This is a genomic window from Microbacterium terrae, assembly GCF_017831975.1.
GTDB classification, from domain to species: Bacteria; Actinomycetota; Actinomycetes; order Actinomycetales; family Microbacteriaceae; genus Microbacterium; species Microbacterium terrae.
Window position 1 is genome coordinate 3,642,639 of sequence record NZ_JAFDSS010000001.1, and the last position, 14,983, is coordinate 3,657,621.

Below are 14,983 nucleotides of genomic sequence, written 5' to 3' on the forward strand. Positions count from 1 at the left end.
TCGAGCGGATGCCGCCGCAGAACCTGTGCGGAACGCACAAGCGAACCGCGCAGGGACGCGTTGACAGCTACTATCGCTCCTCGTGAACGTGATCTGGCGCACCCTCCTGACGATCTGGCACGCCAAGGTGCAGCTGCGCCGTCGCGGCCCCGTTCCGCTCAATGCCGTCGGGCGGGTGCGCGTGCGCACGATGCCGACCGACATCGATCTGCTCGGTCACATGAACAACGGGCGCTACGGGTCGCTCTTCGACCTCGGCCGCTTCGACCTCCTCATCCGTACGGGGCTCTGGGACACGGTGAACGAGCGTCGCTGGTACGCGGTCGTGGCGAGCGAGACCATCACGTTCCGCAAGTCGCTCGAGCTGTGGCAGCGCTTCACGATCGAGACGCGCCTCCTCGGCCACGACGACAAGTCGGTGTACATGGTGCACCGGGCCGTTGTGAAGGGCGAGGTCTACACCGAGATGATCGTGCGGGCGCGGTTCCTCAAGCGCAGCGGCGGGCTGGTCTCGCACGAGGAGCTGTTCGAGGCGGTCGGCCGCCCGGAGGGTGTTCCGGATGTCGCCCCCTGGGTGCACGACTGGGCTTCGGCATCCGCTCTCCCCTCGACGAAGGCGCCCGCGCCCAGCATGTGGGAGTGATCGCGGATCGGGTGCTCGCGCCGGCCGTCAGGTGGCGATGGCCAGGATCACCAGTCCGAGCGCCGTGGCGACCGCGAGGTCGACGACGGCGAGGACGGCGATCCAGGCTCCGGTGCCCGCGTGTGGAGCAGGGAGCACGGCCGCCGGGGAACGGGTGTCGAGAAGGGAGAGGGCGTCGTGATCCCGGCCCCCCGGCCCGGAGACGCCATGCCTTCTCGACACCCGACGCGCGGCGGGACTGGGGGATCCGCCGTGCGCGATCCAGGACGGCCGGCTCACTCGGGGGGTGGTTCTCTCGAGGAGTCCGATCGGCCACTGGGTCATGTCGACGACGGTACGACGGTCGCGACCGCCGCGTCGGGTGTTGACGCTCGGCATCCGTTGTGGTAAACCTCCCGCGTCGCGCAGGTGCCGCGACGGGACGGGCGCTCAGGTCACGCCGTCGCCGCCCTCGGGCTCGGCGACCAGGGTCAGACCGCCCGGCGAGTTCGCCGACTTCGTGAGCGCGTCGATCCACGCGGGGTTCAGGCGCGGCGCCCGGCTGCCGAAGTACTCGAACGCGAGCGGGATGTGCGGGCTCAGCCACACCGAGGTGCGCCCCAGGCCACTGCGCATCGGGTCGGTCCACGTGAACGCGAACTGCTCGCCACGGCGCAGCTTCGACCAGATGACAGCCTGCAGATGCGCCAGCACGCGGTCGTCGAGCGCCACGGTCAGCTTCGAGTCGTAGGTCAGAGTGCCCATCGATCACAGCGTAGCCGCGCACTGTCGTCGCGCGGTGATCGACTCGGCGAGCGGATGCTGCGCGCTCGCGCGCGGGCATTATACGCAGAATCGGCCGTCGTGTCGGGTGTTGCGCCGATTCGGTGGCCGCCCCAGGGTGGACCGTGTGGACATCGAGGCGGAGCTGGCGCGCGACCTGAGGGACGCCGTCGACGGCGGTCAGCTGCAGGTCGCCTACCAGCCGCTGTTCGATCTGTCGACGGTGCGCGGCAAGCGCGGCGTCCCCGCCGCGGTCGAGGCGCTCTGCCGTTGGCTGCACCCGAAGCACGGGGTGCTCATGCCCGACCGGTTCATCCCCATCGCCGAGCGCGAGAACCTCATCGCCGACATCGACGCGCGCATGCTCGAGACCGCCGCGGCACAGGTGGGCCGCTGGCAGCGGGCGGGGAGTGCGACCCTCGGCCTGTCGGTGAACGCCTCGCCGACCGGCGTCGACGCGGCCTTCGCGCGCCGTGTCGCGGACTGCGCCGACGCGGCGGGGCTGCTGCCGGGAACGCTCGTCGTGGAGGTCACCGAGACCCCGCCGCCGCAGATCGCGACCGCGGTGGTCGACGCGATCCCGCTCCTGCACGCGGCGGGCATCGCCGTCTCGATCGACGACTTCGGGGGGAGCGAGACCACGCTCACCATGCTCGAGCCCCTCGCGATCGACGAGGTCAAGATCGACCGATCGCTCACGCAGCGCACCGACGACGCTGCCGAGCGTGCGATCCGCGACCTGGTCGCGGGGGCTGTGCGGCACGGCTGGCGCGTCGTCGCCGAGGGGATCGAGACCGCCGCAGACCTGGCGCGGTCGCGGGCACGCGGGTGCCACCGCGGGCAGGGCTACCTCTGGTCGGCGCCGGTGGAGGCGCGCGAGATCGAGCGCATGCTCCAGGTCGTCTGACGCTCCGGACGAGGGTCAGATGTCGTCGGCGGTGCCGGTCTCGGCGACGGCGGCTGCCGATTCGGCCCCGCCCACCTCGATCTGCGACCAGGTCACCGGCATGCCCGGCGAGAAGAGGATGTCGATGCCGGGGCCACCACGCAGCGGCGGCACGTTGACGTAGCCGCCTCCGGACTTGATGGCCTCGAGGATCTGCTGCTTGAGTTCGGTCACAGGCTCGGGCAGGAAGTAGTCCCGCCCGTCGACGGTGAGTCGGTTCACGATCGTCACGGTCTCAGGCTACCGGCAGGGCTCGCTGCGGCGGGCCTAGGATCGTGCCGTGGGAACATTGCACTACGGCGCACCGGCGGTCGAGCTTCCGATCGACGATCGCACGCTCGCACACCTCGAACTCGTGATCGTGGCGAAGCTGCGCCGCAGCGAAGGGTTCGCGTTCTCCCTCGCCGACGACACCGGCCGGCGCGACGTGGTGTGGCTGTCGTCGGCGACGACCCTGCGATTCAGCTACGACGGGCCGATGCCCGAGATCAACCGCGTGTGGATGCAGGAGCTCGCGGACGCCGCGAACACGCCCGGCGGGCTGCGGGTGACGCCCGAACCCGACCTGCGGTCGCGCTGACCCGGCGCCCGGGGCTCCGCGCCCGGGGCTCCGTGCCCTTCTTCGACCCGCTCAGGCCGAGAGGCGCGCGCCGCCCGCCCGCTTCGCTCGATACATCGCGGCATCCGCGTTCGACAGCAGATCCGACGGGTGCAGGTCGTGTCCCGCGGCGACGACGCCCGCGGATGCGGTGATCCGCAGCACCAGCTCGTCGACGACGATCGGCTCGGCCAGGGTCGCCAGCATGCGATCGCCCACGCGCCGGGCGTCACGGCCGTCGGCATCGAAGAGCACGATCACGAATTCGTCGCCGCCCAGGCGCACCACCGCATCGCCGCTGCGGGCGTGCGAGGCCAGGCGCCGACCCACCGCGGAGAGCACGATGTCACCGGTCTCGTGACCGTAGGTGTCGTTGATCTGCTTGAAGTCATCGAGGTCGACGAACACCATCGCGGTTCTCGCGGCGGCGATGTCGTCGAGCGCGCTGAGCCGCTCGTCGAGGTATCGCCGGTTGTAGAGGCCCGTGAGCGCGTCATGGAGGGCGAGTTCGGCCAGTTCCGCTTCGCGACGACGATCCATCGCAGCGCGGATGTCGGCGGCGAGGTCGGCGGCGTCCCGCAGGTGCTCGTCCCATGGCAGGCTGCGGCCGGTGACGCTCTCCCGCCAGGCGGAGAATGAACGCCGCGGCGACAGGGGGTCGTCGCGGTTGGCCGCCGTCTGATCGCCGAGCCACTCCACCTCGTGGGCAGCCTCCCCGCGGAGGAAGACGAGGGTGTCGCCGGCATCCGACAGCGGCACCGCGAGCGTCCCGGCCACACCGGGAACGCGTGCCGCGAGCTCGGGATGGTCGACCGGAAGCGCGTCGGTGTGAAAGTCGGTGCCCAGCGCGTCGACGATTGCGCTCACCCCGGCGACGGACGGCACGACGCCGAGGATGTCGACCCGGTCGGCGAGGCGCAGGTAGACGCCGGTCGCCGGCACGACGTCGAGCACCGTGCGATCGCGGCGCAGCAGCACGGTCGGCGTCGGCTGTGAGCCGTACATCGGCGCGACGACCGCGGTGCGTCGTTCGCGGGCGTCGAGCTCCCGGCGCAGAGCCCGGATCTGCTCGGCCGCGGTCAGCTGGGTCGCCACCTGCGCGGCCAAGACCTCGAGGGCGCGGCGGAGGAGGACCGGGAGTCGCTTGGGAGTGCGGTGGGCGCACGTGATCATGCCGATCAGGCGCTGCTCGTGCACCAGCGAGAGCGACACGGTCGCCGCCTGGTCCATGTTGCGCATGAACTGCAGGTGGTGCGGCGACGCCGCGCGCAGCTCGGTCACGCCGAGATCGAGATCGGATGTCGCGCCGGTGGTGGTGAGCACGGCGGCGCCGGCGTCGGCCGTGTCGACGATCGCCCGCGAGCGCTTCTCGAGATAAAGCGCACGCGCCTGCGACGGGATGTCGGATGCGGGGAAATGCAGTCCGCCGTACGGCTCCATGCCGGGTTCGCGCTCATCGGCGACGATCTCGCCGTGTCCGTCGTCGTGGAAGTGGTAGCACATCACCCGATCGAAGCCGGTGACGGCCTTGATCTCGGCGGCCGCCGTCACACGCAGCAGATCGGGATCGGTGATCGAGGCGATGCGCTGGATCGCGCCGACGACGCCGGTGCGGACGTATTCGAGATCGGGCTCGACCGGCTCCAGCTCGACGAGCAGAGGCGCGGTGCCGCGGTGCACGATCATGTCGCAGCGCCGCCCGTCGAACTCGACCCGCACCGGGTCGACGGCCACCGCCTGGACGGCTGCCCAGCCGACCGTGGGATCGGAGGCGTCGGCGAGCTGCCGGCCGAGCCAGTGAGCAGCATCCTCGCTCGCGGCGACGACGGCCCCGGTCTGCTCATCGACGGCGAGCAGCGTGCCGTGGGACTGGATCACGCCGGGTGTGCGGATGGGTTCGATCGAGCACTCCTCGAGCCGTCGCCGTTCGTCTCGGGTCCAGCGCCGCTCGTCTTCGAGTGCGGCAGCGGATGGATCTGGCACGCGGGCCTTCCTTCGCCGGGGCCGGCTCGTCTCCCGCGCGTCGCCCGTTCGTTAGTCGATGATATGTCGTGTCGGGGCGGGTGCAGAGGCCGGATCTCCCGGCTCTGCCCGTGCTCACCCGTCGACCGTCGACGTGGGCGTGCCCGGGTCGAACGCGTCGGCCAGCGCGGCGATCACCGCGCGGATGCCGGGGCGCAGCGCCGACGGCTCCCGGTGCGCGACGAACACGTCGCGCACCGGGCCGCCGGGAAGATCCAGCAGTGTCACGGGCGGCACTGCCCCGCGCCACAGCAGGTCGGGGAGGATGCCGACGGCGCGGCCCGACGCGATCAGTGCGGCATGCGCGGTGAGGTCGGCGATCTCGAATCGCACGTCGGGCTCGAACCCCGCGGCGCGACACTGCTGAACCGCCCAGCGGCGCGAAGCGGTGCCGGTGGGTTCCAGCACCCAGGCGCGGCCCCGCAGATCGGCCAGGCCGGAGGCGCGGTCATTCGGCGGGACAGCCAGCCGGAGCGGGTCGCTGCCGAGCGCCCTGCGCTGCAGACCGGCGCGGTGCGCGCGCGTCTGGCCGGGGTATTGCTCGGCGATCGCGAGATCGAACCGACGGGCCGAAAGCTCGAACAGGCCCTCCTCCGGCGGAGCCTCCGTCACCTCCACCCGCAGATCGGGGTGACGGTCGGCGAGCAGCGTCAGCGCGCGGGGCAGTACGCCGTGCACGACGGTCTGCATGGTCGCGACGCGCACGGCGGCCACGCCCGGCTGCAGCGATTCGAGCGACCCGCGCACCTGCTCATCGAGGTCGAGGGCGCGCGCGGCGTGTGCGGCGAGCAGTTCACCGTGCTCGGTGAGACGCAGCCGGCGCCCGTCGGGAACGGTGAGCGCCACCCCCGCATCGCGCTCGAGCTGTGTCAGCTGCTGCGAGATCGTCGACGGGCTGTAGGCGAGCGCCTCGGCAACGGCGGCCAGTGTGCCTCGCAGGGCGAGTTCGTGCAGCAGGCGCAGGCGGCGCAGCTCGAACACGATGCATCCGATCATCGAGAAACCTGAACGGTATCGATCATAGATCGTCGCTGTTCCTGAACGATCGCATGCCGCACAGTGGACCCATGCGATCAGAGGTGCAGTCTGGAGTGGTGGCGATGAACGAGAACCCCGAGAGCTCCACGGCGTCGGCCGACGAAGCGGTCGCGCTGGCGAAGCGCTGGATCGCCGAGAGCGCCGAGGTCGAGGCCGACCCCGCGGCCGAGCGCCTCGCCGGAGTACTGAAGGACGGCAACGGGCTTCCGTTCACGATCGGCTTCGTCGACGGCGTCATGCGGCCGGAGTCGCTGTCGGCCGCGGCATCCAACCTGCAGCGGGTGGCCCCGCTCGTGCCCGACTTCCTGCCCTGGTACCTGCGCACGGCGGTCCGCGTCGGCGGCGCAGTCGCCCCGGTGCTGCCGATGCCGGTGGTGCCCATCGCACGGCGCGTGCTGCGCGAGATGGTCGGGCACCTCATCGTCGATGCCCGCCCCGACAAGCTCGGTCCGGCGATCGCGCAGCTCCGCGAGAGCGGGGCGCGTCTCAACCTGAACCTGCTCGGCGAGGCGGTGCTGGGCGAGAAGGAGGCGCTGCGGCGGCTCGACGGCATCCACGAGCTCATCCGTCGGGATGACGTCGACTATGTGTCGGTGAAGGTGTCGGCGATCGCCAGCCACATCTCGATGTGGGCATTCGACGAGGTCGTCGACACGGTGATCGAGCGCCTCCTCCCGCTGTACCTCACGGCAGCGGCGAACGGCACGTTCATCAACCTCGACATGGAGGAGTACCGCGATCTCGATCTGACGATCGCGGTGTTCACCAGAATCCTCGACGACCCGCGGCTGCGGCTGCTCGAAGGGGGGATCGTGCTGCAGGCGTACCTGCCCGACGCGCAGCCCGCCCTCGAGCGCCTCACCGCGTGGGCCCAGGACCGCGTCGCGGCGGGCGGTGCGCGGATCAAGGTGCGCCTCGTGAAGGGCGCGAATCTCGCGATGGAGCATGTCGACGCCGTCATGCACGGCTGGAGCCTCGCCACGTACGACGCGAAGGTCGACTCCGACGCGAACTACCTGCGGTGCCTGCGCTTCGCCCTCCGGCCCGAGAACACCGCCGCCGTGCGCCTCGGGGTCGCGGGGCACAACCTCTTCGACATCGCCTACGCGTGGCTGCTCGCCGGCGAGCGCGGTGTGCAGGCCGATGTCGAGGTCGAGATGCTGCTGGGCATGGCGCAGGGGCAGGTCGAAGCCGTCACCCGCGAGGTGGGGCACGTGCTGCTGTACGTGCCCGTCGTGCGGCCCGACGAGTTCGACGTCGCCATCAGCTACCTGGTGCGGCGGCTGGAGGAGAACGCGTCGAGCGAGAACTTCCTCTCGGCCGCGTTCGAGCTCGCCGATGATCCGGTTCTGCTCGTGCGCGAGCGCGACCGCTTCCTCGCCTCACTCGCCCGGGCCGACGACCCGGAGTTGTCGATCGGTGCCCACCGCCACCAGGACCGCGCCGCCGAGGCGGCTGCGCTCGCCGCCGGCACCGACGAGAAGCAGAGGCTCCGCACCCGTGCGCGCGGCGGCGACGAGTCCGGTCTCACCCAGGCGGTCATCGGCATCGCGCGCTCCGCCGTCGCCGGCGACGAGATCCTGCAGCGCGAGCCGGGAGAGACCGCTCCGGTCGCGCCGACGGTCGAGGAGCAGCTCTTCGGCGGCGCGAGGTTCGTCGAGACCGCCGTGTTCGCCCCCCGGGAGGGCGCGGAGCGCGCCGCCGGGGCCCCGGGCTTCCACAACGCCCCCGACTCCGATCCGGCGCTGCCCGCCAACCGCGCCTGGGCGCGCGGCATCCTCTCCCGCGTCGAGCACTCCACCGCGGGCGATGCGACTGTCGCGGCGTCGCGCCTCTCCGACATCGCCGCCGTCGACGCCGTCGTCGCACGGGTCGGCGCAGCGGCGGCCGCGTGGGGTGCGCGTCCTGCCGCCGAGCGCGGTGACGTGCTGGCCGCCGCAGGTCGCGCTCTCGAGGCCCGACGCGCCGAACTCATCGAGGTCGCAGCGTCCGAGACCGGCAAGGTGTTCGCCGAGGCCGATGTCGAGGTGAGCGAAGCCGTCGACTTCGCCCACTACTACGCGGCGACCGCGCGTGAACTCGACCGCGTGAGCGGGGCGGTGTTCGAGCCCGCCCTGGTGACCGTCGTCACGCCGCCCTGGAACTTCCCCGTCGCGATCCCCTCCGGTGGCGTGCTCGCCGCGCTCGCCGCCGGGTCGGGCGTGGTCTTCAAGCCGGCTCCGCAGGCGCGCCGCTGTGCGGCTGTCGTCGCCGAGGCGCTGTGGGATGCCGGTGTGCCGCGCGACGTGCTCGCTCTGGTCGACATCGACGAGGGCTCCCTCGGCCAGGCGCTCGTCTCGCACGACGACGTCGACCGCGTCATCCTCACCGGGTCGTACGAGACCGCGGCGCTGTTCCGCTCCTGGCGGCCGGAGCTGCCGCTGCTGGCGGAGACCAGCGGCAAGAACGCCATGATCGTGATGCCGTCCGCCGACCTCGACCTCGCCGCGGGCGACGTGATCAAGAGCGCCTTCGGTCACGCCGGGCAGAAGTGCTCCGCCGCGTCGCTCGTCATCCTCGTCGGTCCGGTCGGTCACTCGCAGCGCTTCGCGCGCCAGCTCGTCGACGCCGCATCGTCGCTGCGGGTCGGCCCGCCGTCCGACCCGCTGTCCGAGGTCGGGCCGGTCATCGAGCCGCCGCACGGCAAGCTCGCGTGGGCGCTGTCGACCCTCGACGAGGGCGAGCAGTGGCTCGTCGAGCCGCGCCGCCTCGACGCGGGCCCCGAGCTCGCGGGGCGCATGTGGTCGCCCGGCATCCGTGTGGGCGTGCAGCCGGGCTCGCGGTTCCACCAGGAGGAGTTCTTCGGGCCGGTGCTCGGCGTCATGCACGCGTCGTCGCTGTCGCAGGCGATCGAGCTGCAGAACGCCGTCGCGTACGGGCTGACCGCCGGGCTCTACACCCAGAACCCCGAAGACCTCGAGGTGTGGCTCGACCGCGTCGAGGCGGGCAACCTCTACGTCAACCGCGGCATCACCGGCGCGATCGTGCAGCGCCAGCCGTTCGGCGGATGGAAGCGGTCCTCGGTCGGCGCGGGGGCGAAGGCGGGCGGCCCGAACTACCTCGTCGGCCTCGGCTCGTGGCGGGCCTCTGCCGGCGGGCAGTCGTCGTCGACGACCCTTCACCTGCGCGGGCTCGATTCGCGCATCGCCGGCGTGATCGAGGCCGCCCAGCCGTCGCTCGACTACGAGGCGTTCGAGTGGCTGCGCCGCGGCGCGCTGTCGGACGCGATCGCGTGGGACCGTGAGTTCGGGCAGGTTCGCGACGTGTCGGCGCTCGGCGTCGAGCGCAACCTCTTCCGGTACCGCCCGGTGGGCGAGGTCGCCGTGCGCGCGACGGCGGATGCCTCGTGGCAGGCGCTGCTGCGCGTGATCGTCGCGGGCGTGCGCGCCGGCGCGGTGCTCACCGTCAGCGCGCCGGTCGGCCTCCCGGCCGGTGTGCGCCGCGCCCTCACCGAGCAGGACGTGCCGGTGTTCGTCGAGAGCGACGCGCAGTGGATCGAACGGATGCAGCTGCCGGCGGCCGACGGGTCGGATCGTTCTGCCCGCGCCCGCCTGGTGGGCTCGCGCTCCTCGGTCGCGCAGCTGCACCGTGCGCTGGCTGCGGCGACCGGCGGAGACCCCGACCTGGCGGTCTACGACGCCGACGTGACGACCGCCGGGCGGCTCGAGCTGCTGCCGTTCCTCCGCGAGCAGTCGATCACGATCACCGCGCACCGATTCGGCAACCCCGACCGCTGGTCGGAGGCGGTGATCTGAGGTCGTCGGATCCGCGGAAACACGCGGCGGATCAGTAGAATCGCGAGGTGACCTCCGACGACGCGCAGCCTCGTGACGACGCGGGCGCCGGCGTCCCGGCGAGCCTTCCCGACCGACCTGCGCCGCTGCGCCGCAAGCCGCGCGCCGCGGTGACGATGCACGAGGTCGCCGCGCGCGCGCGGGTGTCGATCAAGACCGTGTCGAACGTCGTCAACGGCTACCCGCACATCCGCCCGGCGACCAAGGAGCGGGTCGAGAAGGCGATCGCCGAGCTCGGCTACAAGGTGAACATGTCGGCGCGGAGCCTGCGCAAGGGGCGCGCAGGGGTCATCGGGCTCGCGCTCCCCGAGCTCGCCCTGCCGTACTTCGCCGAGCTTGCCGACGCCGTGATGGTCGCGGCCGAGAAGCACGGCGTCTCGGTGCTGATCGAGCACACCGCCGCCCAGCGCGAGCGCGAGTTCGAGGTGCTCCGCAGCCCGCGGCGCAGCCTCACCGACGGACTGCTGTTCTCGCCGCTCGAGATGGGCCAGGACGACGTCGGTGCGCTCAACGTGGACTACCCGCTCGTGCTCCTCGGCGAGCGCATCTTCGGCGGTCCGGTCGACCACGTGACCATGGCGAACGTCGACGGGGCGCGGGCGGCGACGGCGCACCTCATCGAGCGCGGCGCCCGTCGCATCGCCGTCGTCGGCGGGCACGAGGGCGAGGTCGTCGGCTCGGCGGCTCTTCGGACGACCGGCTACCGTCGCGCCCTCGATGACGCGGGCATCGCGTTCGATCCGGTGCTGGTGCGCGAGGCAGGCCTGTGGCACCGCTCGACCGGCGCCGAAGCGGTGCGACGGATGATCGACGAGGGCGTCGAGTTCGATGCGGTGTTCGGGCTCAACGACGCGCTCGCCCTCGGCGCGCTGCACGAGCTGCACCAGCGCCACATCGACGTGCCCGGGCGGGTGAAGGTGATCGGCTTCGACGACATCGAGGATGCCGCCTACGCGACGCCGACCCTCTCGACGATCTCACCCGGCAAGGCACAGATCGCCCAGACGGCCGTCGACTTCATCGTCGAGCGGATCATGGAGCCCGATCTGCTGATCGGCCCCCGCTACGTCGAGGCCGCGTACGCCGTCGTCGCCCGTGAGTCGACCGGCGGCTGATCCGCTCAGTCGGATGCGGCGGAGTCCGCGGACGCCGCCAGCGCCGGCGCGGCGATCCACCCGGTCACGAGGATCGGCGCGGCGAGACCGAGCAGCACGGCCACCGGCGGGACCATCCAGTACGCCCAGCCGATCGCCGCGAGGCTGACGAGGATCGCGCACCCGCGCCCCGGGTGCAGAGCCGGTGCGAGCAGGAGGTACCGGATGCTCGCACCCCACGGGTCGTCGAACTCACCGGCCACGAGGGGGAGGTACGCCAGCGCGACCAGCGCGTACGCGGTCACGACGACGAGGGCGACGCCCATCGCCGCGCGCACCGCGCCGGTGGTCTGCGCCAGCGCCCAGGCATCCGTCGCCAGCAGCACGCCGATGCCCCAGAACGGCAGGGCGAGCAGATTGGCGCGACGGAACGACGACCGCCATGCACCCCAGAACTCGCGCCACATCGCGAGGCCCGCAGTGCCGTCGGCGAGGTGCGACGTGAGCGAGCGCGCGGCTGTCGCGGCGGGGGCGAGTCCGCCCACGATGCCGCCGGCGAGCGTGCCGAGCACGATCAGCACATGGATGCCCACCAGCTGGGTGATCGCCCGCAGCACGAGCATCACCGCCCCCGCCCACCCGGGCACGTCGGCCAGGTCGGCGGAGGCGGGGGAGCGGCGCTCGGCGCTCGGGGCGGTCATCGTCAGCCCTTCGTTCCGGTGAGGGCCACCGAGGCGATGATCTGGCGCTGGAAGATCAGGAACACGATGAGGATCGGCAGCAGGGCCACCACGCTCGCGCCCATGATCAGCGGGTAGTCCCGCTGCGTCGCGAACTCCACGTTGAGGTTCGCGATCACCACCTGCAGCGTCTGGTTCTGCGGCGAGTTCAGGTACAGGATCGGCGCGAGGTAGTCGTTCCAGATCGCCATGAACCACAGGATGAACTGCGCGGCGATCGCCGGGCGGATGAGGGGCACGACGATCGTGGCGAACACCCGCGGGTGCGAGGCGCCGTCGATGTAGGCGGCCTCGATGAGCGAATCGGGAACGCTCGCGAGGTACTGGCGGATGAAGAAGATCATGATGATGTTGCCGAACAGCAGCGGCACGATCAGCGGGAGCAGGGTGTCGACCCAGCCGAACTTCGCGAACATCACGAACTGCGGGATCATCAGGGTCGGGTACGGGATCATCAGGCCGGCGAGCAGGCCGATGAAGATCGCGTTCTTGTACGGCAGCCGCATCTTTGCGAGCGCGTACGCCGCCATCGTCGACGTGATCGAGCCGATGATCGTGACCGTCAGCGACACGATGAGGCTGTTCTGGATGCCCGAGAGGATCGGCGCGGCATCCCACATGCGGGTGTAGGTGTCCCACTGCGGGTCGGTCGGCCACAGCACGGGCGGCAGCGCGAACACCTCGACCTTGGTCTTGAGCGAGGTGGTGAACATCCAGATGAGCGGGGCGAGCATCGCGATCGAGCCGACGGCGAGCACCACGAACAGCACGGCGTTGACGAGCCGGCTCTGCCCCTTCTCGGTGGCCGGGCGCAGTCGCCGCTTCTTGGCGTCGGGGACGGTGAGGGTGCGGGTGTGATCTGACATGGCTGTTGTGCTCACTCGATGCTGAAGTCGTTGCGCTTGTTGAGGCGGAACTGGATCAGGGTGACGACGAAGATGAGGATGCCGAGCACCACCGCCATCGCGGTCGCGTAGCCCATCTCCTGATAGCGGAACGCCTGGCGGAAGACGTACCAGACGACGGTGGCCGAGCTGAACTCGGGGCCGCCGTTCGGGGTCATGATGTTGACCTCGGTGAACAGCTGCGCGCCGCCGATGATGTTGGTCACCACGAGGAAGAACGTCACGGGCCGCACCATGGGCACGACGATGGTCCAGACCCGCTGCGTCGCATTCGCGCCGTCGAGCTTGGCCGCTTCGATGAGCGACGCGGGCACCGACTGGATCGCGGCGAGGTAGAGGAGGGTCGAGTACCCGAGCCCCTTCCAGACGGCCATGATGATGATCGCGGGCTTGACCGTCGCGGTGTTCTGCAGCCAGTCGGGGCCCTGGATGCCGAAGATCGCGAGGAACTGGTTTATGAGGCCGTAGTCGCCGTTGTACGCGAACTGCCAGACGATCGCGACCGCGGCGAGCGACGAGATCACCGGCACGTAGTAGATGGTGCGGAACGCCGTCTGCCCGAAGATGCCGCGGTTGAGTGCGAGGGCGAGCAGCAGCGAGAGCGCCAGGCCGATCGGGATGCCGATCATGTAGAACGCGGTGTTCCACAGCGACGTCAGGAAGTACTGGTCCTTGAACAGTCGCACGTAGTTCTCGAAGCCGATGAAGGTCATCTGCCCGAGCCCGTTCCAGCGGGTGAGGGACGCGTAGATCGCGTACCCGAGGGGGTACGCGGTGAACGCGAGGAATCCGATGATGGGCGCCACCATGAAGGCGAAGGCCCAGCGGTGCTCCACGCGGTGGAGGCGGTTGACCTCGCGCTTGGAGCGCATCGGCTCATCCGGCTTCGGGTTCAGCGCCGCCCGGGTGGCAGACCTGAACGCTGCCGGGGTCGGGATCTGTGTCGACATGCTCGCTCCTGGTGTGGAGTGGGCGCCCCGCCGCAGCGGGGCGCCCACTCGATGATGCGTCAGCCTGCGGAAGCCGCCTGCTCGGCGCGCATGTTGGCCTCGTCGAGAAGAGTCTGCATGCGCGGCTGCACCTCCGCCAGGTAGTCCGCGGCGGTCTGCTCGCCGTCGAGGACGGGCTGGATGTTCGTCCAGAGCTCGTCGTACCAGGCGGCGCCGTAGGTGAATGCCGCCGGCATCGCGCGACCGGTCGTGCTCGCGATGTTCACGAACTCCGCGCGGTTGGCGGGCTCGGCACCCTCCTCGGCCGCCCACTCCTCAGCCATGTCGATGAGGTTGGGGATCTGGATGTTCGCGGAGACGAGGGTCTCCTGCGCCTCGACGTCGGTCGTGAGGTACTTGACCAGGTCGACCGAGGCCTCGGGGTTGCCGCTCGTCGCCGAGACGCCGATGCCGAGGCTGCCGAGCCACGTGGCCTGCTCGCCGGTGGAGCCGACCGGCCAGGGGATGAGGTCGTAGTCGAAGTCGAGGTCGTTGTAGACCGAGACGTCCCACGGGCCGACGGGGAAGAAGCCGATCTCGCCGGCCATCCACCGCTGGTAGGTGTCGAGGGTCGCGGCATCCGAAGCGCTCGGGGTGACCTTCTCGACGTTGGTGAGGTCGGCGAACCACTGCAGCGCCTCGGCGAACTCGGGGGTGTCGACGGTGACCTCGGTACGGTCCTCGTTGGTCCAGTCGCCGCCGTTGCTCCACACCAGCGACTGCAGGTTCCACTGGACGTTGAGTCCGGTGCCCCACTGGTCGATCGCGCCGTCGCCGTCCTTGTCGACGGTGAGCTGCTTGGTCACGTCGACGAACTCGTCCCACGTGTAGCCCGTGGTCGGGTCGGGGAGCGGGATGCCGGCGTCTTCGAGCATGGTCTTGTTGTAGCCGAACGCGAAGGGGCCGACGTCCTTGGGCAGGCCGTAGAGCTTGCCGTCGGGCGTGCCCTGGAGCGTGCCGTCGAAGCGGTAGCTGTCGACGCCGAACTGCCAGATGTTGTCGAGGTCGATGTCGCTCTCCGCGACGAGGTCGGTGATGTCCATCAGGACGCCCGAGTGCACGTACGACTGCAGGTTGGCCTGCTCGATGTAGAACACGTCGGGCACCTTGCCGCCCGACACCGCAGCCTGCAGCTTGGTGGCGTACTGGTCGGCGTCGGTCACGATCATCTCGACCTCGACGCCGGTGTCTTCGGTGAACCGGTCGATGGCCGCTTCGTACGCGGCCTTCTCGTCGGGTCCGCCGCGGAACATGAACTGGATGGTGTCGGCGTCGCCCTCGCCCGAGCCGGCGCCGCAGGCCGACAGGGTGAGCGCGGCGACGGATGCCAGCGCCGCTGCCGCGACGATCTTGGTCTTCCTCATTGATGCCTCCGGTGTGGGATGGGAGGTCGCTGGCCCTCGTTCACTTCTG

13 protein-coding genes are annotated in these 14,983 nt (G+C 70.7%); 5 read left to right on the forward strand and 8 right to left on the reverse strand.

The window, feature by feature from the left end:
• Nucleotides 1-82 precede the first annotated feature (82 nt).
• Nucleotides 83-643 (forward strand): acyl-CoA thioesterase, encoded by a 561-nt coding sequence (locus tag JOD63_RS16555; protein WP_045274915.1) that lies wholly within the window; start codon nt 83-85, stop codon nt 641-643.
• A gap of 429 nt (nt 644-1,072) precedes the next feature.
• Here the strand turns inward: JOD63_RS16555 and JOD63_RS16560 are convergent, their stop codons facing one another.
• Nucleotides 1,073-1,387: a DUF7882 family protein gene (locus JOD63_RS16560; protein WP_045274917.1), complete on the reverse strand. Its 315-nt coding sequence runs from the start codon at nt 1,385-1,387 to the stop codon at nt 1,073-1,075.
• A gap of 145 nt (nt 1,388-1,532) precedes the next feature.
• Here JOD63_RS16560 and JOD63_RS16565 point away from each other — a divergent pair, with 145 nt between their 5' ends.
• Entirely contained in the window at nt 1,533-2,312 is a 780-nt protein-coding gene (locus tag JOD63_RS16565) for an EAL domain-containing protein (protein WP_052682431.1), read from the forward strand.
• 15 nt (nt 2,313-2,327) lie between these two features.
• On the opposite strand, the gene JOD63_RS16570 is transcribed toward JOD63_RS16565, so the two are convergent.
• Nucleotides 2,328-2,582, reverse strand: coding sequence for a hypothetical protein (locus JOD63_RS16570; RefSeq protein WP_045274918.1), 255 nt, complete (start codon nt 2,580-2,582; stop codon nt 2,328-2,330).
• 49 nt (nt 2,583-2,631) lie between these two features.
• Here JOD63_RS16570 and JOD63_RS16575 point away from each other — a divergent pair, with 49 nt between their 5' ends.
• Nucleotides 2,632-2,931, forward strand: coding sequence for a DUF7882 family protein (locus JOD63_RS16575; protein WP_045274919.1), 300 nt, complete (start codon nt 2,632-2,634; stop codon nt 2,929-2,931).
• 51 nt (nt 2,932-2,982) lie between these two features.
• Here JOD63_RS16575 and JOD63_RS16580 read toward each other — a convergent pair whose 3' ends face one another.
• On the reverse strand, nt 2,983-4,932 hold the full coding sequence (locus JOD63_RS16580; RefSeq protein WP_052682433.1) for a sensor domain-containing diguanylate cyclase: 1,950 nt from the start codon (nt 4,930-4,932) through the stop codon (nt 2,983-2,985).
• Nucleotides 4,933-5,046: 114 nt separating this feature from the next.
• Nucleotides 5,047-5,952 carry a LysR family transcriptional regulator gene (locus JOD63_RS16585; RefSeq protein WP_045274970.1) on the reverse strand — a complete coding sequence of 302 codons (906 nt, stop codon included), beginning with the start codon at nt 5,950-5,952 and terminating at the stop codon, nt 5,047-5,049.
• An 86-nt stretch (nt 5,953-6,038) separates the two neighbouring features.
• Here JOD63_RS16585 and JOD63_RS16590 point away from each other — a divergent pair, with 86 nt between their 5' ends.
• Nucleotides 6,039-9,803: a proline dehydrogenase family protein gene (locus JOD63_RS16590; RefSeq protein ID WP_407665028.1), complete on the forward strand. Its 3,765-nt coding sequence runs from the start codon at nt 6,039-6,041 to the stop codon at nt 9,801-9,803.
• A gap of 155 nt (nt 9,804-9,958) precedes the next feature.
• Nucleotides 9,959-10,957: a LacI family DNA-binding transcriptional regulator gene (locus tag JOD63_RS16595; protein ID WP_045274971.1), complete on the forward strand. Its 999-nt coding sequence runs from the start codon at nt 9,959-9,961 to the stop codon at nt 10,955-10,957.
• Nucleotides 10,958-10,962: 5 nt separating this feature from the next.
• Here the strand turns inward: JOD63_RS16595 and JOD63_RS16600 are convergent, their stop codons facing one another.
• From JOD63_RS16600 to JOD63_RS16615, 4 genes are read right to left on the reverse strand one after another with little or no spacing between them, the layout of a single operon-like run.
• Nucleotides 10,963-11,637, reverse strand: a complete 675-nt coding sequence (locus JOD63_RS16600; RefSeq protein ID WP_045274921.1) for a YesL family protein — start codon at nt 11,635-11,637, stop codon at nt 10,963-10,965.
• Nucleotides 11,638-11,639: 2 nt separating this feature from the next.
• On the reverse strand, nt 11,640-12,542 hold the full coding sequence (locus tag JOD63_RS16605; RefSeq protein ID WP_084613408.1) for a carbohydrate ABC transporter permease: 903 nt from the start codon (nt 12,540-12,542) through the stop codon (nt 11,640-11,642).
• A gap of 11 nt (nt 12,543-12,553) precedes the next feature.
• Nucleotides 12,554-13,531: a carbohydrate ABC transporter permease gene (locus JOD63_RS16610; protein ID WP_211088146.1), complete on the reverse strand. Its 978-nt coding sequence runs from the start codon at nt 13,529-13,531 to the stop codon at nt 12,554-12,556.
• A gap of 59 nt (nt 13,532-13,590) precedes the next feature.
• Nucleotides 13,591-14,934, reverse strand: coding sequence for an ABC transporter substrate-binding protein (locus JOD63_RS16615; protein ID WP_045274922.1), 1,344 nt, complete (start codon nt 14,932-14,934; stop codon nt 13,591-13,593).
• Nucleotides 14,935-14,983 lie beyond the last annotated feature (49 nt).

Excerpts from the sequence above, each read along its gene's own strand:
- JOD63_RS16560 (WP_045274917.1), bottom strand. The coding sequence starts at position 1,387 with ATGGGCACTCTGACCTACGACTCGAAGCTGACCGTGGCGCTCGACGAC.
- JOD63_RS16590 (WP_407665028.1), top strand. The coding sequence starts at position 6,039 with ATGCGATCAGAGGTGCAGTCTGGAGTGGTGGCGATGAACGAGAACCCC.
- JOD63_RS16595 (WP_045274971.1), top strand. The coding sequence starts at position 9,959 with ATGCACGAGGTCGCCGCGCGCGCGCGGGTGTCGATCAAGACCGTGTCG.
- JOD63_RS16600 (WP_045274921.1), bottom strand. The coding sequence starts at position 11,637 with ATGACCGCCCCGAGCGCCGAGCGCCGCTCCCCCGCCTCCGCCGACCTG.
- JOD63_RS16605 (WP_084613408.1), bottom strand. The coding sequence starts at position 12,542 with ATGTCAGATCACACCCGCACCCTCACCGTCCCCGACGCCAAGAAGCGG.
- JOD63_RS16610 (WP_211088146.1), bottom strand. The coding sequence starts at position 13,531 with ATGTCGACACAGATCCCGACCCCGGCAGCGTTCAGGTCTGCCACCCGG.
- JOD63_RS16615 (WP_045274922.1), bottom strand. The coding sequence starts at position 14,934 with ATGAGGAAGACCAAGATCGTCGCGGCAGCGGCGCTGGCATCCGTCGCC.